The organism is Micromonospora sp. NPDC051296, from assembly GCF_040682255.1.
Lineage (GTDB): Bacteria > Actinomycetota > Actinomycetes > Mycobacteriales > Micromonosporaceae > Micromonospora > Micromonospora craterilacus.
This window is the reverse complement of the sequence record NZ_JBFBAO010000032.1, coordinates 1-24,163: the sequence shown is the minus strand read 5'-3', so window position 1 is coordinate 24,163 and position 24,163 is coordinate 1. Positions and strand designations below refer to the sequence as shown.

18 protein-coding genes and 1 pseudogene are annotated in these 24,163 nt (G+C 72.0%); 11 read left to right on the top strand and 8 right to left on the bottom strand.

What is annotated here, in order from left to right; translation table 11 throughout:
* The first annotated feature begins 141 nt into the window (after window positions 1–141).
* The gene (fdhD, locus tag AB0M52_RS05945) at window positions 142–996 is read left to right on the top strand and encodes a formate dehydrogenase accessory sulfurtransferase FdhD (RefSeq protein WP_363949454.1); all 855 of its coding nucleotides are present in this window, start codon (window positions 142–144) and stop codon (window positions 994–996) included.
* A gap of 10 nt (window positions 997–1,006) precedes the next feature.
* Here the strand turns inward: fdhD and AB0M52_RS05940 are convergent, their stop codons facing one another.
* Together AB0M52_RS05940 and AB0M52_RS05935 are read right to left on the bottom strand one after the other, a co-directional pair.
* Entirely contained in the window at window positions 1,007–1,717 is a 711-nt protein-coding gene (locus tag AB0M52_RS05940; protein ID WP_363949451.1) for a GAP family protein, read from the bottom strand.
* Window positions 1,718–1,850: 133 nt separating this feature from the next.
* A complete protein-coding gene (locus tag AB0M52_RS05935; protein WP_363949448.1) occupies window positions 1,851–2,888 on the bottom strand; it encodes a DUF4192 domain-containing protein in 1,038 nt (345 codons plus the stop codon).
* Between the two features lie 237 nt (window positions 2,889–3,125).
* Between AB0M52_RS05935 and AB0M52_RS05930 the strand changes: the two genes are divergently transcribed.
* The 7 genes from AB0M52_RS05930 (at window position 3,126) to AB0M52_RS05900 (ending at window position 12,434) form a co-directional block, all read left to right on the top strand.
* The gene (locus tag AB0M52_RS05930) at window positions 3,126–4,040 is read left to right on the top strand and encodes a fructosamine kinase family protein (RefSeq protein ID WP_363949445.1); all 915 of its coding nucleotides are present in this window, start codon (window positions 3,126–3,128) and stop codon (window positions 4,038–4,040) included.
* The gene (gene moaA / locus AB0M52_RS05925; protein ID WP_363949442.1) at window positions 4,037–5,047 is read left to right on the top strand and encodes a GTP 3',8-cyclase MoaA; all 1,011 of its coding nucleotides are present in this window, start codon (window positions 4,037–4,039) and stop codon (window positions 5,045–5,047) included. The genes AB0M52_RS05930 and moaA overlap by 4 nt, the downstream gene beginning before the upstream one ends.
* 2 nt (window positions 5,048–5,049) lie before the next feature.
* Window positions 5,050–5,298 (top strand): MoaD/ThiS family protein, encoded by a 249-nt coding sequence (locus AB0M52_RS05920; protein WP_363949439.1) that lies wholly within the window; start codon window positions 5,050–5,052, stop codon window positions 5,296–5,298.
* A gap of 16 nt (window positions 5,299–5,314) precedes the next feature.
* Window positions 5,315–6,601, top strand: coding sequence for a metallophosphoesterase (locus AB0M52_RS05915; protein WP_363949437.1), 1,287 nt, complete (start codon window positions 5,315–5,317; stop codon window positions 6,599–6,601).
* 61 nt (window positions 6,602–6,662) lie between these two features.
* Complete coding sequence (locus tag AB0M52_RS05910) at window positions 6,663–9,860, top strand: UvrD-helicase domain-containing protein (protein ID WP_363949435.1); 3,198 nt, start codon at window positions 6,663–6,665, stop codon at window positions 9,858–9,860.
* 198 nt (window positions 9,861–10,058) lie between these two features.
* Window positions 10,059–11,057, top strand: coding sequence for a flagellar basal body protein FliL (locus AB0M52_RS05905; RefSeq protein ID WP_363949432.1), 999 nt, complete (start codon window positions 10,059–10,061; stop codon window positions 11,055–11,057).
* A gap of 135 nt (window positions 11,058–11,192) precedes the next feature.
* Window positions 11,193–12,434 (top strand): ATP-binding protein, encoded by a 1,242-nt coding sequence (locus AB0M52_RS05900; protein WP_111219933.1) that lies wholly within the window; start codon window positions 11,193–11,195, stop codon window positions 12,432–12,434.
* A gap of 30 nt (window positions 12,435–12,464) precedes the next feature.
* Here AB0M52_RS05900 and AB0M52_RS05895 read toward each other — a convergent pair whose 3' ends face one another.
* Window positions 12,465–13,010 carry an N-acetyltransferase gene (locus tag AB0M52_RS05895; protein WP_363949429.1) on the bottom strand — a complete coding sequence of 182 codons (546 nt, stop codon included), beginning with the start codon at window positions 13,008–13,010 and terminating at the stop codon, window positions 12,465–12,467.
* Between the two features lie 133 nt (window positions 13,011–13,143).
* Here AB0M52_RS05895 and AB0M52_RS05890 point away from each other — a divergent pair, with 133 nt between their 5' ends.
* On the top strand, window positions 13,144–13,689 hold the full coding sequence (locus AB0M52_RS05890) for a DoxX family protein (protein WP_363949427.1): 546 nt from the start codon (window positions 13,144–13,146) through the stop codon (window positions 13,687–13,689).
* A 203-nt stretch (window positions 13,690–13,892) separates the two neighbouring features.
* Window positions 13,893–15,335 (top strand): glycosyltransferase 87 family protein, encoded by a 1,443-nt coding sequence (locus AB0M52_RS05885; protein ID WP_363949424.1) that lies wholly within the window; start codon window positions 13,893–13,895, stop codon window positions 15,333–15,335.
* A 58-nt stretch (window positions 15,336–15,393) separates the two neighbouring features.
* Here AB0M52_RS05885 and AB0M52_RS05880 read toward each other — a convergent pair whose 3' ends face one another.
* The 5 genes from AB0M52_RS05880 to AB0M52_RS05860 all read right to left on the bottom strand — a co-directional run bounded on the left by AB0M52_RS05880 (window position 15,394) and on the right by AB0M52_RS05860 (window position 21,367).
* Entirely contained in the window at window positions 15,394–15,813 is a 420-nt protein-coding gene (locus AB0M52_RS05880; protein ID WP_363949421.1) for a molybdenum cofactor biosynthesis protein MoaE, read from the bottom strand.
* Entirely contained in the window at window positions 15,807–17,066 is a 1,260-nt protein-coding gene (locus tag AB0M52_RS05875) for a molybdopterin molybdotransferase MoeA (RefSeq protein ID WP_363949418.1), read from the bottom strand. The genes AB0M52_RS05880 and AB0M52_RS05875 overlap by 7 nt, the downstream gene beginning before the upstream one ends.
* Before the next feature lie 22 nt (window positions 17,067–17,088).
* Window positions 17,089–17,559 (bottom strand): MogA/MoaB family molybdenum cofactor biosynthesis protein, encoded by a 471-nt coding sequence (locus tag AB0M52_RS05870; RefSeq protein ID WP_111217596.1) that lies wholly within the window; start codon window positions 17,557–17,559, stop codon window positions 17,089–17,091.
* The gene (gene moaC / locus AB0M52_RS05865; RefSeq protein WP_363949415.1) at window positions 17,556–18,047 is read right to left on the bottom strand and encodes a cyclic pyranopterin monophosphate synthase MoaC; all 492 of its coding nucleotides are present in this window, start codon (window positions 18,045–18,047) and stop codon (window positions 17,556–17,558) included. The genes AB0M52_RS05870 and moaC overlap by 4 nt, the downstream gene beginning before the upstream one ends.
* Before the next feature lie 227 nt (window positions 18,048–18,274).
* The gene (locus AB0M52_RS05860; RefSeq protein WP_363949413.1) at window positions 18,275–21,367 is read right to left on the bottom strand and encodes a BTAD domain-containing putative transcriptional regulator; all 3,093 of its coding nucleotides are present in this window, start codon (window positions 21,365–21,367) and stop codon (window positions 18,275–18,277) included.
* A 430-nt stretch (window positions 21,368–21,797) separates the two neighbouring features.
* Between AB0M52_RS05860 and AB0M52_RS05855 the strand changes: the two are divergent.
* A pseudogene (locus tag AB0M52_RS05855) lies at window positions 21,798–24,110 on the top strand (bifunctional diguanylate cyclase/phosphodiesterase); the annotation flags it as partial.
* Between the last annotated feature and the right edge of the window lie 53 nt (window positions 24,111–24,163).

The window sequence follows — 24,163 nt, the reverse complement described above, 5'->3', positions numbered from 1 at the left end:
CCCCGCCCCCGTCATCGATCTTGCACTTTCCGTCGTCATATAAGGCGCATAGGTGGGCATTTGGGTGACCGAAAGTGCAAGATCGGCGAAGTTGCGGGGCTGGTGGCTCGGTAAGGCGGCGTGGCGGGGCAGGATGGCGGGGTGGGACGGGCCAGTGACCGGCGCGGGGTGCTCCGCGTGGACCTCGACGCGACGGACGCCGGACGCACCTGGGTGCGCCGGCCGGACACCCTCGCCGTGGAAGAGCCGCTGGAGATCCGGGTCGGCCCCGCCGGGCCAACCCGACGTGGGCCGCTGGCCGTCACCATGCGGACCCCCGGCGCCGACCTGGACCTGGCCATCGGGTTCCTGCTCACCGAGGGGCTGATCCGCTCGGCTGACGACGTCTCCACCGCGCAGTTGTGCGCCGGCACGGAGACGCCGAACACCTACAACGTGGTCGACGTGACGCTGGCACCCGATGTGCCGGAGCCGGCCACCGACGCCACCCGGCACTTCCACACCACCAGCGCCTGCGGGGTGTGCGGCAAGGCGAGCATCGACGCGGTGCGTACCCGGTCGCGGTTCGGCGTGGCCGACGACCCGCTGGCCGTGCCGGCCGCGCTGCTGGCCGAGCTGCCGCACCGGCTGCGGGCCGGGCAGCGGGGCTTCGACCGCACCGGCGGGCTGCACGCGGCAGGCCTGTTCACCGCCGACGGTGAGCTGGTGGTGCTGCGCGAGGACGTGGGACGGCACAACGCGGTGGACAAGGTGATCGGCTGGGCGGTGCGCGAGCGCCGACTGCCGCTGGCCGGGCACGTGCTGCTCGTGTCCGGCCGGGCCAGTTTCGAGCTGACCCAGAAGGCGTGGATGGCCGGTGTGCCACTGCTCGCGGCGGTCTCGGCGCCGAGCACGCTCGCGGTCGACCTGGCCACCGAGGCGGGGCTGACCCTGGTCGGTTTCCTACGCGGCCGGACGATGAACGTCTACACCGGAGCGCACCGGGTGACCGGCTGATCGCTGCCGATCAGCGGTTCGCGAGCATCTCGAACAGTTCCAGCCGCACGGCCGCGTCCCGGGCCACCAGGAAACCGGCGATCCCCAGGACCCAGCCGAGCATGCTCCCGGACGACCGGATGATCCACGCGTTGAGTCGGGCGAGCACCGGTTCGACCAGCCTCGGCCAGGCCACCCGCGCACCCATCAGCAGCACCGCCGGCAGCACCATGACCAGGCAGTATCCGGCGAGGAGCGCGATCACGTTCGGCACGCCGAGACCCGAGGTGGTGAGCAGGCCCAGGGCACCGAGGTACGGCAGCATCGTCGCCACCTCGGCGAGCGCGGCGAACACCGCCAGCCCGACCAGCCAGCGTTGCGACGAGTCACCGGCGGTCACCCGGTCCCGCCACCGCAGCACCCGGCCGGTGCCCGCGCCCCGCTTGCCGTCGTACCGGAAGCTCAGCACGAACAACCCGATGCCGAGCGCGAGTTGGCCCCAGAGCACCGGCCGGTTGTCCAGTGCTCCGCCCAGCACCTCGGCCAACCCGCTGCCGCCGAAATAGAGCAGCAGCCCGACCACGAAGTAGAAGCCGGCGATGGTGCCGAGGTAGGTCAGCACCCGCCGGACGCTCACCGGACCGGGGGCGAGCAGCAGCCAGACGGGAATGAACAGGGTGCCGATGCTGGTGCTGTCGACCAGCGCCAGGCCGGCGAGGGACAGCAGCAGTGCGACGCTCATGCCGTACCGGTTGAGAGTTCGGACACGCGGGGATTATCCGACACCGTCCGGGTCACCGGCGACCCCGGTCGTCGGCGCTGACGGTTCCTCCCGGCCCGATGTCCGGGCGGCGCGGCGCCGGTGGCCGGTTCAGCTATCTCGGGCGACGCCGGGAGCGGCGTCTGCCCCGCCGCAGCGCCTTCGGCGACCCGGTCGCCGGCCAGCCGTCAAGGCGTGCCGGCGGCACTCCCCGACGGAGCAGGTCGTCCAGGAGCAGGGCGAGCGAGTAGTCCGGGTGCTCGGCCAGCACCCGCTCCAGCGTCACGGCGGCCAACGCGCCCTGCCCCGCCCGCCAGGCGGCGAAGGCCAGCAGCGCGCCGGGCGCGGCGATCAGCTCCGGCTCGGCCCGGCGCAGGACCTCGGTCCAGAACGCCACGTCCTCGTCCCGGCCGTCGGTGCGTTCCCAGGCGTGGTCGCGTACCGGAAGGTGGGTCAGCAACAGGCACAGCCAGGCCAGCTCGTCGTCGGTCAGGGGCTCGCCGCTCTCGTGCCGTTGCCTAGTGGCACGGAGGGCCGCCGCTCCGGCCGATCGCAGTGCCCGCCCGCCGAGCAGGTCGGCCGGGGGTGCCGCCGCCAGCAAATCGGTGAGCCGCCGCTCCGCCCGCTCGGCGGCCTGCCGCATGGCCGGGGTGGCGGCGGGGGCCACCTGCGCGGCGAGGGCCGCCCGGTCGGGCAGCGCGACCTGGCCGGCGAAGACGGCTGCCGCCGGTACCGTGCTCGCCCTCGGGTCGTACGGGGTGCCCTCGGGCGGGCAGCACTCCGGCTCCGCGCAGAGGTACGACCACCACCGTTCGTCGGTGACCCGCAGCGCGTCGAGGACGGTGAGCCCGGCGTCGGCCAGCGCGGCCCGGACCGCGTCCACCGCCGAGGTCACCGGGGCGGCCGGACCGTAGCCGATCACGGTGGCCGAGTCGGCGCCCTGCCGGGTGGTCACGGCGGCGATGTGCCCTGCCGACTCGTGCGGATCCGAATCGTCGAAGAGATCGCCGCGGGCGGCGAAGACGATCCGCGAGCCACGTAACGCCACCACCACGATGCTGTCGGCCGGATGAAAGCCGAGCAGGTACGGCACGGCGGCGATGAGGTCGGCGGGCGAGCGGACGGTGAGCCGGGGAAGGTCGGTCGAGTTCATACGGCCAGCCTGGGAGCCGGCCCGCGGCACCGCTGCCCCTGTGGACGACACGCGGCTCGTCCACAGTTACAGACTGCATTTCCCCTGCTCAGGCTCAATCACGACCGCGCCGGGCCACCTGCCGCAAGCCGGCGCATCCCGCGGCTCTGGACTCTCGAGGGTTAAGAAGGGGCCCCTCCTCTACCGGAGGCGATAACAGGGGGCCCTTCCTTGCACAGCAGGCGATACCTTGCGGGGATGGATCTGGCGTACCTGCGGGCGCATCCGGAGCACCTGCCGACCTTCCTGACCCACCAGCGGATCCGGGAGACGCCGGTGTCCGGCGGTGACATCTGCGCGGCGTCCCGGCTGACTCTGGACGACGGTCACTCGGTGTTCGCCAAGACCTGGCCGGAGCAGGCCGGCAGACCGGTGCCGGAGGGCTTCTTCGCCACCGAGGCGGCCGGGCTGCGCTGGCTGCGCGAGACCGGCACGGTCGCTGTACCGGAGGTGATGGTGGCGCTGCCCGATCTGCTCGCGCTGGAGTGGGTGGAGCCGGGCGAGCCCGGCCCGGAGGCGGCCGAGCGCTTCGGCCGTGAGCTGGCTGGGCTGCACCGGGCCGGCGCGCCGACCTTCGGGGCGCGGTGGCCGGGTTTCATCGGCGCGCTGCCGGCGGACAACACCCCGCACCCGGGCCCCTGGGCGTACTGGTTCGCTCAGGCCAGGCTGCTGCCCTACCTGCGCCGCTCGGTCGACAATGGAGCCCTGAGCGGCACCGACGCCGCGCTGGTCGAGCAGGTGGTGACCCGGATCGGCGAGTTCGGTGGGGACGAGCCGCCCGCCCGGATCCACGGCGACCTCTGGCCGGGCAACCTGCTCTGGGGCGACGACGACCGGGTCTGGCTGGTCGACCCGGCCGCACACGGCGGGCACCGGGAGACCGACCTCGCGCAGCTCGCGCTCTTCGGCGGGGCACCGCACCTGGATCGGATCCTGGCCGCGTACCGCGAGACCTGGCCGCTGCCGGGCGGATGGCGGGCGCGGGTTCCCCTGCACCAGCTCCATCTGCTGCTGGTGCACACCGCCCTGTTCGGCGGGGCGTACCGCGATTCGGTCAGCCGGATCGCTCGGGACGCCCTGAGCGGAGTCGGGCGCGCTACCGTCGACGGATGAGCGTCGCCCCGCCGACCGGCGTCCTCGTCGACCGGTACGGCCGTGTCGCCCGGGACCTGCGGGTCTCCCTGACCGACAAATGCAACCTGCGCTGCACGTACTGCATGCCGGCCGAAGGGCTGCCCTGGCTGGGCGGGCCGCAGCTGCTGACCGACGACGAGGTGATCCGGCTGATCCGGGTCGCGGTACGCCAGCTCGGGGTGACCGAGGTGCGGTTCACCGGCGGCGAGCCGCTGATCCGCCCCGGTCTGGTCGGCATCGTGGCGGCCGCCGCCGCGCTCGACCCGCGCCCCCGGCTCTCGGTGACCACCAACGGCATCGGCCTGGAGCGGATGGCTCCGGCGCTGCGCGCCGCCGGCCTCGACCGGGTGAACGTCTCCCTGGACACCCTGCACCGCGAGCGCTTCGCCCGGCTCACCCGGCGGGACCGGCTGCCCGACGTGCTCGCCGGCCTGGCCGGCGCGGCCACCGCCGGGCTCACCCCGGTCAAGGTCAACAGCGTGCTGATGCGCGGGATCAACGACGACGAGGCACCGGCGCTGCTCCGCTTCGCTCTCGACCACGGGTACGAGCTGCGCTTCATCGAGCAGATGCCGCTGGACGCCCAGCACGGCTGGGACCGCGCGAGCATGGTCACCGCCGACGAGATCCTCACCGCACTACGCGCGGCGTACGAGCTGAGCCCGGACCCAGCCGAGCGCGGCGCGGCACCGGCCGAGACCTGGCTGGTCGACGGCGGCCCGGGTCGGGTCGGCGTGATCGGCACGGTCACCCGACCCTTCTGCGGCGACTGCGACCGGACCCGGGTCACCGCCGACGGCCAGGTCCGCAACTGTCTGTTCGCCACCGAGGAGTCGGACCTGCGCGGCGCGTTGCGGGCCGGGGTCGACGACGAGGAGCTGGCCCGGCGCTGGCGGGCCGCGACCTGGGGCAAGCGGGCCGGGCACGGCATCGACGACCCGACCTTCCTGCAACCGGCCCGGCCGATGTCGGCCATCGGAGGTTGACCATGGCGACCGTCACCGTCCGCTACTTCGCCGGGGCGCGGGCCGCCGCCGGCCGGGCCGAGGAGACCACCTCCGCCGGCCGGTCGCTGGACGAACTGCTGGCCGACCTGGCCGAGCGGCACGGCGGGCGGTTGGTGCCGGTACTCGCGGTGTCAAGTTTTCTGGTCGACGGCGTTACCTGTCATGATCGGCACAAGCCGCTGCCGGCCGGGGCGACGATCGACGTCCTGCCCCCCTTCGCCGGCGGCTGAGAGGGATCGATCGACTGTGTTCGCGGTAGTCGGCTTCGTGACCACCCTTGCCCTGATCACCGGGCTGATCCATCTCTACCTGTGGAAGCGGCTGGTCAGGGACACCACCACGGCGGGGCGCTGGCGGCGGATCGGCACGGTCACTGCGGTGGTGCTGGCGCTGCTCGTACCGGCGACCATGGTCGGCACCCGGGCCGGCATGTACTGGCTGGCCTGGCCGGGCTACCTCTGGCTCGCGCTGATGTTCTACCTGCTGGTGCTGCTCGTCGCGGTGGAAATCCCGATGCTGGTGACCCGCCTGGTGCTGCGCCGCCGGACGGCCGTGGCCGCGCCGGAACCGGTCCTGGTCGGCCCGGCCAGCCCGACGGCCCCTGGGCCGTCGACCGCCGGGCCGGCGGCTCCCGGTCCGACGACCGACGACCCGGCCGACCCGCCGGCCGCCGGGGCGGTCGGGCCGGACCACGATCCGGGTCGTCGACTGCTGCTCGCCCGCGGGGCCGCGATCTTCGCCGGGCTCACCGCGACCGGGCTGGTCGGCTACGGCGTACGCACCGCGATGGGCCCGCCCCAGCTGGACCGGGTGCAGATCCCGCTGGCGAAGCTGCCCCGCAGCATGGACGGCCTGCGCATCGCCACGGTCTCCGACATTCACATCGGGCCGCTGACCGGCCGGGCGCACACCGAGCGGATCGTCGCCGCGATCAACCGCCTGGACGCCGACATCGTCGCCGTGGTCGGTGACCTGGTCGACGGTACGGTGGCCGAGCTGGGTGACGCGGCGGCGCCGCTGCGCGGACTCCGTTCCCGCCACGGCAGCTACTTCGTCACCGGCAACCACGAGTACTACTCCGGCGTCGAGGAGTGGGTGGCCGAGGTCGACCGGCTCGGGCTGCGGGTGCTGCAGAACAAGCGGCTGGAAATCGCCGCGCGCGGCGGGGTACTCGACCTGGCCGGGGTCAACGACGTCAGCGCGGCGGGCACCGGCGTGTCCGCGCCGGCCGACTACGCCGCCGCGCTGGGCGACCGCGACCCGTCCCGGCCGGTGGTGCTGCTGGCCCACCAGCCGGTGGCCGCGGTGGAAGCCGCGAAGTACGGCGTGGACCTGCAACTCTCCGGCCACACCCACGGCGGTCAGATCGTCCCCTTCAACCTGCTGGTCAAGCTTGAGCAGCCGGTGGTCTCCGGGCTTGGCGAGGTGGACGGGACGAAGGTCTACGTCACCAACGGCGCCGGCTTCTGGGGGCCGCCGGTCCGGGTCGGCGCGGAGCCTCAGATCACCCTTGTCGAGCTCCGCTCGGCATAGCGCACCTCACCATCGAGCGTGGCGACGCGCGAGGGCGCGGCCGGTCGTGGCAGGATGCGGCGTGCCTCCGTTCAGCGCCGTACCCCCCGGTGGCCTCCCGCCATTCGTCGCGGACCTGCACATCCACTCGAAGTACTCGCGGGCCTGCAGCCGTGACCTGACCCTGCCGAACCTCGGCTGGTGGGCGAAACGCAAGGGCATCGCCGTGCTCGGCACCGGCGACTTCACCCATCCCGCCTGGTACGACCACCTGCGCGAGACGCTGCATCCGGCTGAGCCTGGCCTGTACCGGCTGGCTCCCGAGGCCGAGCGGGACATCGCCCGCCGGCTTCCGCCCAGGCTGTCCAGCGCGGCGGAGAGCGACCCGGTACGGTTCATGCTCAGCGTGGAGATCTCCACGATCTACAAGCGGGACGACCGGACCCGCAAGGTCCATCACCTGATCTACCTGCCCGACCTGGACGCGGTGGCCCGGTTCAACGCCGCGCTGGGCCGGATCGGCAACCTCGGCTCGGACGGCCGGCCGATCCTCGGCCTGGACTCCCGCGACCTGCTGGAGATCACCCTGGAGGCGAGCCCGGACGGCTACCTCGTCCCGGCGCACATCTGGACCCCGTGGTTCTCCGCGTTGGGCTCGAAGTCCGGCTTCGACGCGATCGCCGACTGCTACGCCGACCTGGCCGAGCACGTCTTCGCGGTGGAGACCGGGCTCTCCTCCGACCCGGAGATGAACTGGCGGGTCGGCAGCCTGGACCGTTACCGGCTGGTCTCCAACTCCGACGCGCACTCGCCGCCCGCGTTGGCCCGCGAGGCCACGGTCTTCGCCTCGGCCCGGGACTACTTCGGCATCCGGGAGGCGCTGCGTACCGGCGACGGGCTGGCCGGCACGATCGAGTTCTTCCCCGAGGAGGGCAAGTACCACGCCGACGGCCACTGGCTGTGCGGGGTGAACTGGGCGCCCGAGCGCACCCGGGAGGCCGGCGGGCGCTGCCCGGAGTGCGGCAAGCCGTTGACGGTGGGCGTACTGAGCCGGGTGGAGGACCTGGCCGACCGGCCGGAGGGGTACCGGCCGGAGCACGCCCCGACGGTCACCCACCTGATCCAACTCGCCGAGATCCTCGGTGAGATCAACAAGGTGGGCCCGCGGTCGAAGAAGGTCGAGGGGAAGCTCACCGAGCTGGTCGCCGCGCTCGGTCCCGAGCTGGAGATCCTGACCCGCGCCCCGCTCGACGAGATCGGCCGGGTCGGCGGGGAACTGCTCGCCGAGGGCATCGGCCGGCTGCGCCGCGGCGAGGTCCGCCGGGTACCCGGCTACGACGGCGAGTACGGCGTGATCACCCTCTTCGAGCCGGCCGAGCTGGGCAGCGCCGGGGCGGCGGCCGGGCAGGAAACGCTCTTCGACGTACCGGTGCCCGCCCAGCGGCGGCCCACGGAGCCGGCGGCCAAGCCGGACGAGAAGGCGAAGCGGCCGGCGGCGAAGGCCGAGCCGAAGCGCAAGCCGACGCCCCCGGCACCGCCGATCGCGCCGCCGCCCTCCCCGCACGAGCCGTTCGAGCCGATGCTCGCCGGGATGGAGGAGGTCGGCACCGGCCTGCTCGACCGGCTCGACGCGATGCAGCGGGTGGCCGCCTCGGCCCCCGGTGGTCCGCTGCTCATCGTCGCCGGACCGGGCACCGGCAAGACCCGTACGCTGACCCACCGGATCGCGTACCTCTGCGCGGAGCTGAACGTCTTTCCCGAGCATTGTCTGGCGATCACCTTCACCCGGCGGGCCGCCGAGGAACTGCGGCACCGCCTCGACGGCCTGCTCGGCCCGGTCGCCGAGGACGTCACCGTGGGCACCTTCCACTCGCTCGGGCTGACCATCCTGCGCGACAACGCCGAGGCCGCCGGCCTGCCGAACGACTTCCGGATCGCCGACGACGCCGACCGGGCGGCGGCCCGGGCCGAGGCCGGCGACGACGGGTCCGGCTATTCCGCGCTGCTGCGCAAGCAGGGCATGGTCGACCTGGACGAGTTGCTCACCCTGCCGGTCGCACTGCTGCGGGAGGACCACGAGCTGGTCGAGCGGTACCGGAGCCGCTGGCGGTGGATCTTCGTCGACGAGTACCAGGACGTCGACGCGGTGCAGTACGAGCTGCTGCGGCTGCTCAGCCCGGCCGACGGCAACCTGTGCGCGATCGGCGATCCGGACCAGGCCATCTACTCGTTCCGGGGCGCCGACGTCGGGTACTTCCTGCGCTTCTCGCAGGACTTCACCGACGCCCGGCTGGTCCGGCTCAACCGCAACTACCGTTCCTCGGCACCTATCCTGGCCGCCGCGGTGCAGGCCATCGCGCCGTCGTCGCTGGTCCGGGGCCGCCGGTTGGACCCGGCCCGGCTCGACCCGGAGGCCCCGCTGGTCGGTCGGCACGCCGCGGCCTCCGTCGCCGACGAGGCCGATTTCGTGGTACGCACGGTCGACGAGCTGGTCGGCGGCCTCTCCCACCGGTCGCTGGACTCCGGTCGGATCGACGGCCGGTCCACCACGCTGTCCTTCTCGGACATCGCCGTGCTCTACCGGACCGATTCGCAGGCCGCTCCGATCGTGGACGCCCTGTCCCGGGCCAACGTCCCGGTGCAGAAGCGGTCGCACGACCGGCTGCGGGACCGCCCCGGCGTGATGGCCATCGCCCGCGAGCTGCGGCACGCCTCGGGCCTCGACGGTGCTCTACCCGCCCGGGTTCGCCTCGCCGGCCAACTGCTCGCCGAGCGGTTCGCCACCCCCACCCTCGACGGCTCCGGCGGGGCACGCCCGGAGGACGTCCGGATCGCGGTCGACCTGCTGACGCCACTGGCCCGCCGGTGCGGCGACGACCTGGAGATGTTCCTGTCCCAGCTCGCCACCGGTGCGGAGGTGGACGCGCTCGACCCGCGCGCCGAGGCGGTCACCCTGTTGACGCTGCACGCCGCCAAAGGGTTGGAGTTCCCGGTGGTCTTCCTGGTCGGCGCCGAGGACGGGCTGCTGCCGCTGCGCTGGCCCGGCTCGACGCCGGACGACGACGCCATCGCCGAGGAGCGGCGGCTGTTCTTCGTCGGCCTGACCCGCGCGCAGGATCGGCTCTACGTAAGCCACGCCGCCCGCCGGATCCGGCACGGGTCGGAGCGCGACTGCCGTCCGTCACCGTTCCTCGACGTGATCGACCCCGGCCTCTTCGAACGTCTCGGCGACAGCGCCGGGCCCCGCCGGCCGAAGGACCGTCAACTACGGCTCATCTGACGGCTGGCCGCTCGAGCGCCGAGCAAACGCGACGCCGCCCGAACCTGAAATGCCGGGGTGAGATGCGGCCTGCCGGATAGCTGACCCGGCCGTTGTCGGGGCCGAGAGCCGCTGGCGTACACGCTACGGTGGCGTGGGCGACGGCGGCCCCCGGACGGTGACCGCCGGCCTCCCACCCATCGGCGCAGGAGGGCGTGCATGGCGAACTACGGACCACCGGGCGGCGATCCGCAGCCATGGCGCGAGCCGGGGCCCGGCGAGGCGCACGGCCGGGGCCAGCCACCCGACCCCAACCCGCCCTACGATCCTGGCCACCCCCACGACCCTGGCCACACCTACGGGTCCGGCCAGAACTACGGGCCGGGTCAGAGCTACGGGTCAGGCCAGAACCACGGGCCCGGTCAGGCGCACCGGCCGGGCCAGACCTACGGTTCCGGCCAGACCTACGGCGGCGGGCCGCACCGGTCTCCGGACTACGGCACTGCGCCGCACGGGCCGGACTACCGTGCCGCACCACCGGTTCCGGACTACCGTGCCGCGCCGCACGGCCAGGACTACGGTGCCCCGCAGTACGGGCCGGACCACGGCGCCGGACGCTACGGGTCGGCCGGACCGGAGTATCGGGGCACCCGGTACGGGATGGCCGAGGCCGGTTACGGCTCACCCGCGCAGGACACCCAGGTTCACCAGGCTCAGCAGGACGACGACGGGGCGGCGGTGGCGTACGCCGGCCAGCCCCTGCCGCCGCCGGAACGCAAGCGGGGTCGCGGGCGGCCGATCGCGGTGCTGGCGGTCGTGCTGGTGCTGATCCTCGGCGGCGCGACCGCGTTCTACCTGTTCGGGCAGGACGACGAGCCCACCACGCCGGTGGCCGCGCCGACCCAGGAAGCGGGGGCGCCGGAGGACGACGATTCCCCGCCCAGCGCGCCGGCCGTCAGCTCGTCCACCGATCCGCGGTTCGTGCAAGCTGGGCAGTGCGTACGCAACACCGCGTCGTCCGGCGGCAAGCCCAAGCTGTTGATCGGCGAGTGCGCGTCGAAGTCGTACGAGGTGCTGCGGCGCTTCGACGGCAAGACCAGCGGGGAGAAAGACGCCGAGGCGAAGTGTGCCCAGGTCGACGGCTACACGAACTGGTACTTCTACGACAGCGAGCTGGACTCCCTCGACTTCGTGCTCTGTTTGAAGCAGCGCGGCTGACGGCCGATTGTCAAAACTAGTGCTGTCTAGCGTGGACGCTAGACAGCACTAGTTTTATGTCGAGAGGCGACACGCCGGTAGCCCCGTCTATCCATGTCTAGCTCCTCGGCTAGACGGCCCGATACTCTGCGATTCGTGGATCCGGTCCGCAACCCGTACGCCCCGGGCGCCGGCCAGCGCCCGCCCGAACTCGCCGGGCGGGGGCGCGAGCTGGACGTCTTCGACATCGTGCTGGAACGCATCGCGCGGGGCCGTCCGGAACGGAGCCTGATGCTCACCGGGCTGCGGGGCGTCGGCAAGACGGTCCTGCTCAACACCCTGCGCTCCCAGGCCATCAACCGCCTCTGGGGCAGCGGCAAGATCGAGGCTCGACCGGAACAGTCCCTGCGCCGGCCGATCGCCGCCGCGCTGCACATGGCCGTCCGGGAACTCGCCCCCCGGCACCGGGCACCGGACCGGATCGACGCCTTTCTCGGAGTGCTCAAGGCGTTCGCCCAGCGGGGCACCCCGACCGGTCGCGGCAGCGCCGCCCCGAAGCTGCGCGACCGGTGGCAGCCCGGCATCGACGTACCGGCGGCCAGCGGCCGAGCCGACTCCGGCGATATCGAGATCGACCTGGTGGAACTGCTCACCGACGCCGCCTCGGTCGCCAGCGACGTCGGCACCGGCGTCGCCATCTTCATCGACGAGATGCAGGACGTCGGGCCGGAGGACGTCTCCGCGCTCTGCGCCGCCTGCCACGAGCTCTCCCAGCTCGGCGCGCCGCTGATCGTGGTCGGCGCCGGTCTGCCGCACCTGCCGGCGGTGCTGAGCGCGGCCAAGTCGTATTCCGAGCGGCTGTTCCGCTACCAGCGCATCGACCGGCTCGACCGGATCGCCGCCGACCAGGCGCTCTGCGCGCCCGCCGAGCGAGAGGACGTTCAGTACGAGGCGAAGGCTCTCGACCTGCTCTACGAGAAGTCCGGCGGGTACCCGTACTTCGTCCAGGCGTACGGGAAGGCGACCTGGGATCATGCCCCCCGGTCGCCGATCACCGCGGCCGACGTCCGGGTCGCCGCCCCGGAAGCCGAGGCCGAGTTGGCGGTCGGCTTCTTCGGCTCCCGCTTCGAGCGCGCCACGCCGGCCGAGCGCGAGTACATGCGGGCGATGGCGACCCTCTCCCTGGTCGAGGGCGTGGCCGATGGCGGCGGCCGGGACGACATGGACGCGGCGGTGCCGACCGCGGAGATCGCCCGCGCCCTCGGCCGCAAGCCCGCCAGCCTCTCCCCGGCCCGCGACGCCCTGATCAAGAAGGGCCTGATCTACTCGGGCGAACGCGGGACGGTCGCCTTCACCGTCCCGCACTTCGGCCGCTACCTGCGCACCCAACCGGCCTGACAAACTGCCGGGCCGTTGGGCCGTAGCCGGTCAGACCTTGGACCAGGGCGGCGGGAAGAGCACCTCGCCCTGCGGAGGAGCCGGCTCGCCGCTGGCCGACGGGGGCAGCACCAGTGCCTGCCACGGCTCACCCAGACCGGACCAGGGGCTGGTCAGGCCCAGCCGGTCGGCTCGACTGAAGCCGAAGCGCCGGTAGTACGCCGGATCGCCGAGCACCACGACCAGCCGCTCGCCGAGTTCCGTGGCCGCCTCCACGGCGGCCTGCACCACGGCGGAGCCGAGCCCGATCCGCTGCCGGTGCGGCGCCACCGCCACCGGACCGAGGGCCAGCGCTGCGGCGCTGCCCCCGTCCGAGCACACCACGACCCGGGTGAGCAGGGCGTAGCCGACGATCTCACCGCCGTACTCGGCGACCATCGCCAGCTCCGGCAGCCAGGCGTCGCTGCCGCGCAGCTCGTCGACGAGCCGCACCTCCGGCGGGATGGCCACGTCGGGCCGGGCGAAGGCGGCGGCCAGCACCCGGCGGACCGCGCCGGTGTCGGCCGGATCCTCGGGGCGTAGCCGCAGCGTCGTCACGCGGCGAGGTTACCCCGCGCGGCCCGTCCATCCGCGACTGTCGCTCGAAAACGGCGTGGCGCCCCGCCACCCGATCGATCGAACTCGGCCGTTGCGGGGCGTGGCGGCACCCACGGCGGGGTATTACTTGTCCATGAAGCCCGTACGATCCCTTGCCCGCGCGATGTTGAGCGGCGTCTTCGTGGTCAGCGGGGCCCGGAACTTCGCGAACCCCGATCGCCTGGCTCCCGCCGCGAAGCAGATCACCGATCGGGTGGCGCCATTGCTGGAGCGGGTGCACCCTCGCCTTCCCACCGACGCCGAGACGCTGGTCCGGGCCAACGCCGCGGTGCACGTCGGTGCCGGGCTGATGCTGGCGACCGGGAAGTTCAGCCGACCGGCGGCCCTGGTCCTGGCCGGCACGCTGATCCCGGTGACCCTCGCCGGGCATCCGTTCTGGAAGAACGACGACCCGGGCGCGCGGCAGCACAACCAGATCCACTTCCTGAAGAACCTGGGTCTCTTCGGTGGGCTGTTGCTCGCTGCGGCGGACACGGAGGGCAAGCCAGGGCTACGTTGGCGGGCCGAGCACCGGATCGGCCACTCCCGACGGTCGGTACGCCGTGCCGTCCGCACCGCCCGCCGCGAGGCCCGGATCGCCGTCCGCTCGGCCTCCACCGCTCGGCGGCTCCCAGGCTGAGCTGCGGCTATCCACCCCACCCCCGGCTAAAACCGCGAATCACCTGAACCGCCCGCTAGGCGTTAACGCGGTGGAAATGTCAAAAGAATGTGTGGGATCGGACACGGTCGTATAACGCGGGAGGCACTGACGTGAGGCGCCGTTCTAGGCTCCGTACGGGACCTGGACGGGTAGGACGATCTTGGTACGGGGGTGGCCACGCCATGCCGACGAGCGTCGGTAGAGGGCTGGACCGCCTCGCCACAGTCCGTCGCGTAACGCGAGGGATCGATCGCAGGGCAGTCGTACGAGCCGGCTTCGTGGCCGCCGTCGCCTACGCCGCATGGCTCGCCATCGGCGCTTTCGGGCGGCCGTACAGCTTCTTCGACATGAAGATCTACCACGGCGCGGTGGTCTGGTGGGCGAGCGGTCATGAGCTGTACGACTTCGTCGCGCCCGACACAAACCTGGGTTTCACCTACCCACCGTTCGCCGGCCTGGCCATGCTGCCGATGGCGCACCTGCCGGTCGCCGCTGCCGGCCTGGTGAACGCCCTGGTCAGCATCGCCGCCCTGGCCGTGGTGCTGGCCGCGCTGCTGCGCCCGATCGTCGACCGGCTTGGCTGGCCACTGTGGTACACGGTGGCCATCGCCACGCCGCTCGCCATCGCCATCGAGCCGACCCGGGAGACGCTCGGCTACGGGCAGGTCAACGTGCTGCTGTTCGCGCTGGTCATGGCCGACCTGGTCGCCCTGCGCTGGCGGTCCCGCCGCGGCACCCACCAGGCCGAGGACGACGGCCCGCTGCTGCGGTTCGTCTACGGCGGTGCCTGGGCCGGCGTGGGCATCGGCCTGGCCACCGCCGTCAAGCTGACCCCGGCCCTGTTCATCTTCTATCTGATGATCACCCGGCAGTGGCGGGCGGCCACGATCGCCATCGGCACCACCATCGCCGTGACCATCGGCAGCTTCGGCATCGTCGGGGCCGAGTCCCGGGCCTACTTCGGCAACGTGCTGTGGCAGACCGAGCGGGTGGGCGCCGCCGACATGACGCCCAACCAGTCCCTGGCCGGACTGCTGGCCCGGCTCTACGACTCGATCGAGACCCCCGGGCTGCTCTGGCTCGCCTTCTCCGTGTTGGTGCTGGCGCTCGGCCTGTCCCGGGCCGCCAACGCCCACGCCGACGGCGACGAACTCACCGCCTTCACCCTGGTCGGATTGACCGCCAACGTGATCAGCCCGATCTCCTGGACGCACCACCTCGTCTGGGTGATTCCGGCGATCATCGTGCTGGCCGACGCCGCGGTACGCCGCCACGACGCCAGCCGCGGTTTGGCCCAGCGCTCCACCCCGGGGTCGTACGGCGGGCCGCCGGGGGTGTCCGGGCTCCGCCCGCCGATCTGGTACCCGACGCTGACCGGGCTCCGGCACGGCATCGCCGCGGTCGGGCTCTACCTGCTCTTCCTGATCTCCCCGATCTGGCCGTACGAACACCAGTTGCCGGAGGTCTCGCACTACCAGGACGGCCTGTTCGGCGCGCTGATGGAGAACTCCCTGGCGCTGGCCCTGATCGTGCTGGTCGCCGCGTTGCCCTGGCGGCCCGGCGCGGAACCCGCCTTCTACACCGACCGGATGGCACGCGCCGCGTTCCTGTCCGGGCGGCGGTAGGCGCGATGCCCGGCACTTGCCGGTGCCGGGCGCGGCCGGCAGCACGACCGCGCCGGCCTCAGGGGCAGTTGACCCACTCCTCGGTGCCGTCGGCGAAGACCTGCCGCTTCCAGATCGGCAGCTGAGCCTTCACCTCGTCCACCAGGCGGGCGCAGGCGGCGAACGCGGCACCCCGGTGCGCGGTGCTGACCGCCGCCACCAGGGCCGTGTCGCCGATGGCGAGCGGGCCGATCCGGTGCGACACGGCCACCGCGTACACCTCGGGTTCGGCGGCGATCTTGTCGGCGACCTCCCGCAGTACCCGCTCGGCGCTCGGGTGCCCCTCGTACTCCAGGCTGGTCACCGCGCGGCCGTGGTCGTGGTCGCGGACCACGCCGGCGAACGAGACCACCGCGCCGGCCCGGCGGTCGGCGACCGCCGCCTCGTGCGCGGCGACGTCCAGCGGCTGGTCGGTGACCACGCCGATCACGGTCACCACGCCCGCTCCCCGGGCAGCAGCGGCAGCGGTACGACCGGCACCCGGTCCCCGGCCGCGCCGTTGGTGTCCGGCCGGATCACTGCGAACCCGTCCGCTCCGGAGAGCCCGCGCAGCATCGCCGAGCCGACGTGCCGGACCGGGTGGGCCGTACCGGCGACCCGGTCGAGGCGGACCAGGGCCAGGTGGGTGTAGTCACCGCGCCCCGGGACGGGCTCGGCGAGCGTGGCGTGCGGTAGCACCGGCATCGGCCGGCCGGCGAGGCCGGCCAGCAGCGGGGCGACCAGCGAAACCAGGGCAACGACGGCGGACTGCGGGTTGCCGGGCAGCCCGGCGACGAACCGGACCCGGCCGTCGGCGTCGACCAGCCGGGCCAGCAGCATCGGGAAACCGGGACGCACCGCCACGGTGTTGACCACGTAGTCCGCGCCGAGCGCCGCCAGCGAGGGGTGCAGGTGGTCGACCGGGCCGTGCATGGTGCCACCGGTGGTGCAGACCAGGTCGGCGTCGGCCAACGCGGTACGCAGCGCGGCCACGTGGGCGGCCAGCGTGTCCGCTACCGGGCCGACCACGTCCGCCGGACGCACCTGGCAGCCGTACCGGCGCAGCCAGGCCGGCACCGCCGGGCCCAGCGCGTCGCGGACCCGGCCGGCCGCGGGCGGGCCCGCGGTCAGCAGTTCGTCGCCGAAGACCAGCAGCGCCGCGCGGGGCTGCCGGCGTACCCGCAGGGTGTCCTGCCCGCAGGAGGCGGCCAGGCCGATCACCGCCGGGTCGACCGGCGTCCCGGCCGGAAGCAGTTCCTCACCGGCGGACGCCTCCTCGCCGGGGCGCCGCCACTCCGGGGCCGTGCGCGGCACGCCGTCAACCAACCCGTCCGGCGTACGCGTCGAATCCTCCACCCGCAGCACGGCGGACGTGCCCTCCGGCACCATCGCCCCGGTGGCGATCTCGACGGTCGTCCCGTCCTCGGTCAACGGCGCCGGTGCGGTGCCGGCCAACACCCGGCCGACCACCCGCCACGGGCCGGTGCCGCGCAGTGCCCAGCCATCCACACTGGAAGTCGGAAACGCCGGTAGGTCGGTCCGGGTGGTGAGCGGTGCGGCGAGAGTGTGCCCGTCGGCTTGGGCAAGCGGACGCTCGACGGCGGGCAGCGCGGCGGCCAGGCCGACCGCGTACACCCGGGAGCGCGCCTCCTCCCAACCGGCCGGCCGTGGCGCGGCGGCCTGATCGGCAGCGGATGCGGTTTCCGTTCTCACCCGGCCGAGCCTATCGGGTTCCCTAATGGTCGCCGCCGCGTAACTGGTCCACGGTGTGGGCCAGAATCGGCCCCAGCACGGCGAGCCCGTCGCGCGCCCCGCCGGTCGAACCGGGCAGGTTCACCACCAGCGTGCGGCCGGCCACCCCGGCCACACCTCGGGACAGCGCCGCGGTGGGCACCTTGTCCCGGCTGTGCGCGCGGATCGCCTCCGCGATGCCAGGGATCTCGTAGTCGAGCAACGCCCTGGTCACGTCAGGGGTGCGATCGGTGGGGGTGATCCCGGTGCCACCGCTGGTCAACACCACGTCGACGGCGTCCGCCACGGCCGCCGACACCGCCCGGCCGACCGGTTCGCCGTCGGGCACCACCACCGGCTCGTCCACCGCGCAACCCAGCTCACGCAGACCGGCGACGAGCAGCGGGCCGCTGGTGTCGGCGTAGACGCCGGCGGCGGCCCGGTTGGAGGCCACCACCACCCGGGCGCGGATCACGGCCGGTCCTCCGGGCGCTCCCACCGGCCCGTCTTCCCGCCCTCCTTGCGCAGCACCCGGACCGCGTCGACGCTGGCCGCCGGGTCCACCGCCTTGACCATGTCGACCAGGGCCAGCCCGGCGACCGCGACCGCGGTCAACGCCTCCATCTCGACGCCGGTGCGGTCGGCCGTACGGGCGGTCGCGGTGATCTCAACCGTCTCGGCGGTCAGCGCAAGGTCGACCGTGACGCCGTGCAGGGCGATCGGGTGGCACAGCGGGATCAGGTCGGGGGTGCGCTTGGCACCCATGATCCCGGCCAGCCGCCCGACCGCGAGCGCGTCGCCCTTGGGCAGCCCGTCGCGGCGCAGCAACTCGATCACCTCGCGCGTGGTCCGCAGCCGGCCGGCGGCGACGGCCGAACGGCCGGTGACCTGTTTGGCGGAGACATCGACCATGCGTGCCGCGCCGGCCGTGTCGACGTGGGTGAGCTGGGCGGGTTCGGTCACGGTCGCGAGCCTATCTCTCTGACCGGGCGGAGCCGTCCAAGCTGCCATCCAGGGTGCTCGGAAGGAGCGGCGCGGTCGCACCGCTCCTTCCTCACCAGCCTGCCGCGGGTAGCTGGGGATACCTGACGGCAGCTGCCGCAACGAGACCCTGCCCCTGGCGGATCTCCCCCCGTCTGCGAACGGACCGGACGCTACCGGGGCCGGCGATAAGAAATCGATAAGAAGGCTTACTTGATGCCGGTGGTCAGGGCCGAGCCCTCGGTGAACGGCTCAGCCGCGGGAGCGGTCCCGGCCAGCCGACGCGCGATCTCGAACCGTTCGGGTACGCCCATGCGACGGAAGATCGCCAGTGCTCGCTCCCAGTACCGCCGCGCCGCCACCGCATCTACGGCGAAGAGGTGCTCGGCCAGACCGGCCAGCGCCCGCCCCTGCTCGTACGGATGGGCGATCCGGGTGGCCACCCGGAGTGCCTCGCGGTGCAGGTCGATCGCCTGGCTGAGGTCTCCGGTGGCGGCGAGGGTGACCGCAAGGTCGTTGGTGGCCGCCGCCTCTGCGTGACCCTCGCCCCGGTCGACCGCCAGCTTTCTGGCGGCCTCGTGCTCAAGTACCGCTTCGTCGGCGCGCCCCAATCCCCGCAGTGCGATGCCGAGGTCGTTGCGTACCTCTGACTCCGCGAAACGGTGACCGGTGCGCTCCCGCATGACCAGTGCGGCCCGCAGCGCCCGGGCGGCCGCCTCGTATCGCCCCATGCGGCACTTCACCGCCCCGATGTGACCCAGGGCGTTGAGGATATGGAACTGGCTGGAGGCCTGACGACCGACGTACAGGTGCAGGCGGTGCAGGCGCAGCGCCTCGTCGTAGCGTCCGAGCAGCGTCAGCGCGAGGCCGACATTCGGCAGGCTTCTGGGCACCACGACGTCGTACCCGGCGGTGCCCCGCAGCCCGTCGAGACCGATCCGTACCGCCTCCGCGAGGTCGCCGCGAATCCAGTGAACGGCGACCAGGTTCGCCCGGTACCGGCTGATGTTCGGCAGGTCACCGCACTGCTCGGCGATGCTGACGGCTTCGCTGACGTGTTTGAGCGCGCCGGCGTAATCGCCGGTCCGGACATAGGCGGAGGCAAGATAGTTGTGCATTGCGGCCACACCGTCCTCGCCCTCGCTGGCTGTCGCCGCCGCGAGTCCGTGGAGATGGGTGAAGATGATGTCGTCGAAATACGAGCGGATGTAGAGAAAGCGCCAGAGAAGTCGGGCCAACTGCCAGGCCCGGTCGTGGTGTCCCCATTCGCGAGCCCGGACGACGAGCGACACCAGGTTGCGACGCTCCGTCTCCATCCATGCCTCGGTAGGCGGGTCCACGGCGACCAGAATGTCGGCGCGGCGCGGCTGGTCGAGCGTCACATGCCTCCGGACGAACCCGGACTCAAGCCGGTCGGCGACAGGAAGGGCGGCATGGAGCATGACGTCGATCAGGTCGGAAAACGCATGGTGCCGCGCATCGGCGGTGTCGTGCCGGGTGGACAACTCAATGGCGTACTGCCGGATGAGATCGTGCATCCGGTAGCGCCCGGCCTCGACCTCCTCGATCAGATGGCAGTCGAGGAGGTCGTCCAGTGCTGCGCCGGTTTCGTCGAGCGGCAGGCCGGAGAGCGCGCCGGCAATGGTCGCACCGAACTCGTCACCCGGATGGACGCTGAGCATCCGAAACATCCGCCTGGCGGCCTCGTTCAACGGTTCGTACGAAGCCGCGAAGGCTCCCGCCACGCTGCGGTCACCCGAGGCCAGGTGGGTCAGCCTGCGCGCATTGTCCGTCAGTAGCGCCGCGAGATCGGCCACCCGCCAGGTCGGGCGATGCGCGAGGCGAGACCCGGCGAGCCGGATGGCCAGCGGAAGGCGACCGCACTGCTCCACCACGACCGCCGCCGCCTCGGGCTCTGCCGACACCCGCTCGGTGCCCAACGTGGACGCGAGCAACGCAACCCCCTCCGCCTGGTCCATCAGCGGCAGCGACACTGGCGGGCCAGCGTCCAGGCCGGTGATCCGCCTCCGGGACGTCACGATCACGACACTGCCCGGCGCGTTGGGCAGCAGCGGGAGGATCTGCTCGGCGTCTGCCGCGTTGTCCAGCACGATGATCACCCGCCGGCCGGTCAGTTCGCGGCGCCACAAGATGAGCCGATCTCCGAGGTCCGACGGTATCCGGCCGCCCGATATGCCGAGTTGCCGCAGCAGGGTCGCCAGTGCGGTCGCCGAGTCGACCTTCTCGGTCGGGTCGTGTCCCTTGAGGTCGATGAACAACTGGGCGTCGGGGAATTGGTCGGCGAGCTGACGGACGACATGTACCGCCAGCGAGGTCTTGCCACTACCCGCCATGCCGTCAATGAGATGCACCGCAGAGGCGAACTGCCCGATCCGCGATGTCTCGGACAACAGATGCCGGACAGTGCTCGCCCGGCCGACGAAGTCCGGCACTGTTCTCGGAAGGGAGAGCAGCGCTCGGTTGGCCTGGGGCATCGAAGCGGACGGTGCTGTTCCGCCTCGGCGTGATTCCCGCACAAGCTCCCGCTCGTGCTCGACAATGCGTAGGTACAACTGCCGCAATTCCGCCCCGGGCTCAATGTTCAGTTGCTCACGCAGAACCTGCCGAGCTGCGGTATATGCGGCAATAGCCCCGGCATGGTCACTGCGGCCGTGGAGCGCGCGCATGAGGAGCAGATGAGCCGGCTCTCGTAGCGGCTGCGTGATCAGCAGCTCCCGCAACACCGGCAAGGCATCGTCATGGCAGCCAAGTCCAATCTTCAGCTCGGCGAACAACTCCGCAGCAAGCATTCGGTCCTCGGTCGCTGCCGCCACGTGCGCGGAAAGCGCCGGGCCGAGGGCGACCCCGGTGAGCATGGGTCCTCGCCAGCGCGTCAGGGCTCGGGACACCAGATCCACCGCCACCGCGTCGTCCGTCCCGGTACGTCGGCGCGCTTCGGCGATCTCGGACTGGAAGGCGAAGACGTCCACCTTCGCGCGTTCGACGCTGAGGCGGTAACCGTCCCGGGCCCGGATCAGCACCTCCCGCTCCGGCACCATTGCCTCAAGGCTGCGCCGCAAATTAGCGGCATAAGTACGGACATTGGGTACGGCCGAGTGTGGCGGGCCCTCGGGCCACAGCTCATCAACGAACTGGTCGACCGCAACCAGTTGTCCCGGGTTGCAGGCGAGCATGGCCAGAACGGTCTGCTGTTTAGGCGTTCCCAGGGGCAGCACCCCCGAGCCGAGGCGCACCACCAGACCGCCGAGGACTTGAATCTGCACCGGCCCCTCTGACTGCATTCAAAGGATCACTGTACGCAGCTTAACTGCGCCTTCGCCTGGCTAGTTGTCGCAGCATCCGGCAAACTCAGCCGAAGCCGCGATGAACCGAGCAAAGCGATCTGACCAAACCTGTTTGACCAAATTCTTCCGGCGACGGCGGGGGTGGATGATGACAACTTGACCGGCCCGCTCAAATAGACCCTCCGTCAGGGGAGTGGGACAGAACGTGACACACTATCACCATATTGGCCTATTCTGCGCAATGCGACATTTATCGTCGCTAAACGACCGCAAGCGACCCTAAGGTCTGGCCTACCAAGTCGGAGCCAAACCAGTTGGGGGTCAAGATGAGCTCGCATGAATGGTGCTGATCCTTATCTTCTGGATCAGACAGCAGCCGAAGTACGCTTGCGGAGCGCAGCCCCTCGGTAACGAATGAGGATGACGGTTGGCTCCACAGGATCGACAGACCGGGACCGATCGGCGGCTACTGCCGCTAATCGGTCTCGTCGTCGTTCTGGCCAGCCTCGCCGGCGCCGTCTCCGTCGCCCACCTGCCGAACTACGGCGCTGCGGAAGCGACCGTGGTTTGGACTGCGCTGATCTCTCTCGTTGCCGTCGGGTTCACGGTTCGGGTGCGAATCCGGATTCGCGCCACCAACCACCACATAGCCTGGACCGAGACGGCGATCGTTATCGGCCTCGCCGTCGCACCGGCCTCCGTGGTGATCCTGGCTACCGGCTTCGGCGTGGCGATCGCGACAACGCTGGCGCGACTCCCGCCGGTCAAGCGAGCCTTCGGCATTGGCAAGAACATGCTCGTCGCCACGGCCGCCGGCCTGGTCCTGCAGGTGTTCGAATGGCCGGCCAACGGCCCGGACGTCGCTCAGACAGTCGTGCCTCTGGCTGTCGCCTACCTCGCTGCCGTACTGGTCGACGAACTTGTCACGTTGCCAGTCATCGCCATGGCCACCGGCACCTCACTGTGGAAGTTGTTTCGCGAGGACTGGGATCTTCGCGTCACTGCGGCCCTGGCCCGCCTCGTCGTCATCATCGGCACCGTCCTGATCATCGACGTCGACACCCGGCTGCTCCTCGCGATGCCGCCTCTGGTGCTCAGCCTCCACCTCCTCTACTCCTCACGGGTCCGTGCCCGCACCGAGCAGCAGGCGTGGCAGCGGCTCGCCCAGACCACCGACGCGCTCAACGTCGTCGAGCTGGACGAGGTCCTCACCACCGCGGTCACCCGGGCCGCCGAGCTGTTCTCCGCCGACGAGGTGGAGATAGAGCTACGCGACGAGGCTCGCCTCGTGCGGGGCAACTCCGACGGCATCACCTACGACGAGCCGGCCGGCGAGCCCACCACCGTGCAGGGCGCGGTGGAACCCGTCCGCCTCGAAGGGCACGACAAGTCGGTCGACGTCGGCATGCTGCGGCTGCGCTTCCAGGGGCCGGTGCGGCTCTCCGAACGGGAGCGGTACACCCTGCACACCTTCGCCTCCGCGCTGTGCACGGCGGTACGCAACGCCCAGGCGTACGCCGAACTCGCCCGGGTGGCCCAGGCCCACGCGCACGCCGCCGCGCACGACGCGCTGACCGGGCTGGCGAACCGGCGCCACCTGCTCGACCAGGGCAACCAGCAGCTGCACAACCGGCACGCCGACGGGGTCACCGCCCTGGTGCTGATCGACCTGAACCACTTCAAGGAGGTCAACGACACCCTCGGCCACGCCGCCGGCGACCAGATGCTGGTAATGGTCGCCGACCGGCTACGCGCCGCCGCCCGCGCAGAAGACCTGGTCGCCCGGCTCGGCGGCGACGAGTTCGCCGTACTCCTGCGGGCCCTGCCCGCCCCCGCGGTGGCCGCACACCGGGCCGAGACGCTGTTGGCCGCGCTGCACGAGCCGTTCGACCTCGAGGGCATGCGGATCAGCGTCGAGGCCAGCGGCGGGATAGCCGCCGCGCCAGCCAGCGGCGGGATGGCCGAGCTGCTGCGCCGGGCGGACGTCGCCATGTACCAGGCCAAGCGGGCCGGCCAGCGGGTCGCCACGTACGCGCCGACCCGGGACACCGCCGACATCGGCCGCCTCACCCTCGGCGGCGAACTGCCCCGCGCGGTCGCCGACCAGGAGTTCACCGTGAACTTCCAGCCGATCGTCGACCTCGGCACCGGCGAGGTGATCGCTGCCGAGGCCCTGGCCCGGTGGCACCACCCCACTCACGGCATGATCGACCCGCTGCGGTTCCTGGAAGCGGTCGAACGCTCCGGGCTGCTCCCCGCGTTCGCCGAAGCGATCCTCGACCAGGCGCTGATCGCCGCCGGGACGTGGCGCGACGCCGGCTTCGACGTCCCGGTGGCGGTCAACGTCTCCCCGCGCAGCCTGCTCGACGCCCGCTTCCCCGGCTCGGTGCTGGCCCGCCTGCGCGCCCACGACCTGCCCGCCGACCGGCTGGTACTGGAACTGACCGAGACCCTCACGCTCAGCCAACTCGACGTGGTCGACCAGGTGCTCACCCGGCTGCGCGACTCCGGCGTCCGGCTCGCCCTGGACGACTTCGGCACCGGCTACTCCTCGCTGTCCCTGCTCTCCCGAATCCCGGTGCACGAACTGAAGATCGACCGTGGCTTCGTGACCGCGATGGAGTCCTCCGCCGAAGCCGCCGCCATCATCCGGTCCACCCTGGATCTCGGTCGAAGCCTCGACCTCGCGGTGGTGGCCGAAGGCGTGGAGCAGGAGACACAGCGCCGAGCCCTCTGGGAGCGATGACATGACACCAGTGGCAGGCCGAGTAGCCGACCGAGATGAGCACCGGC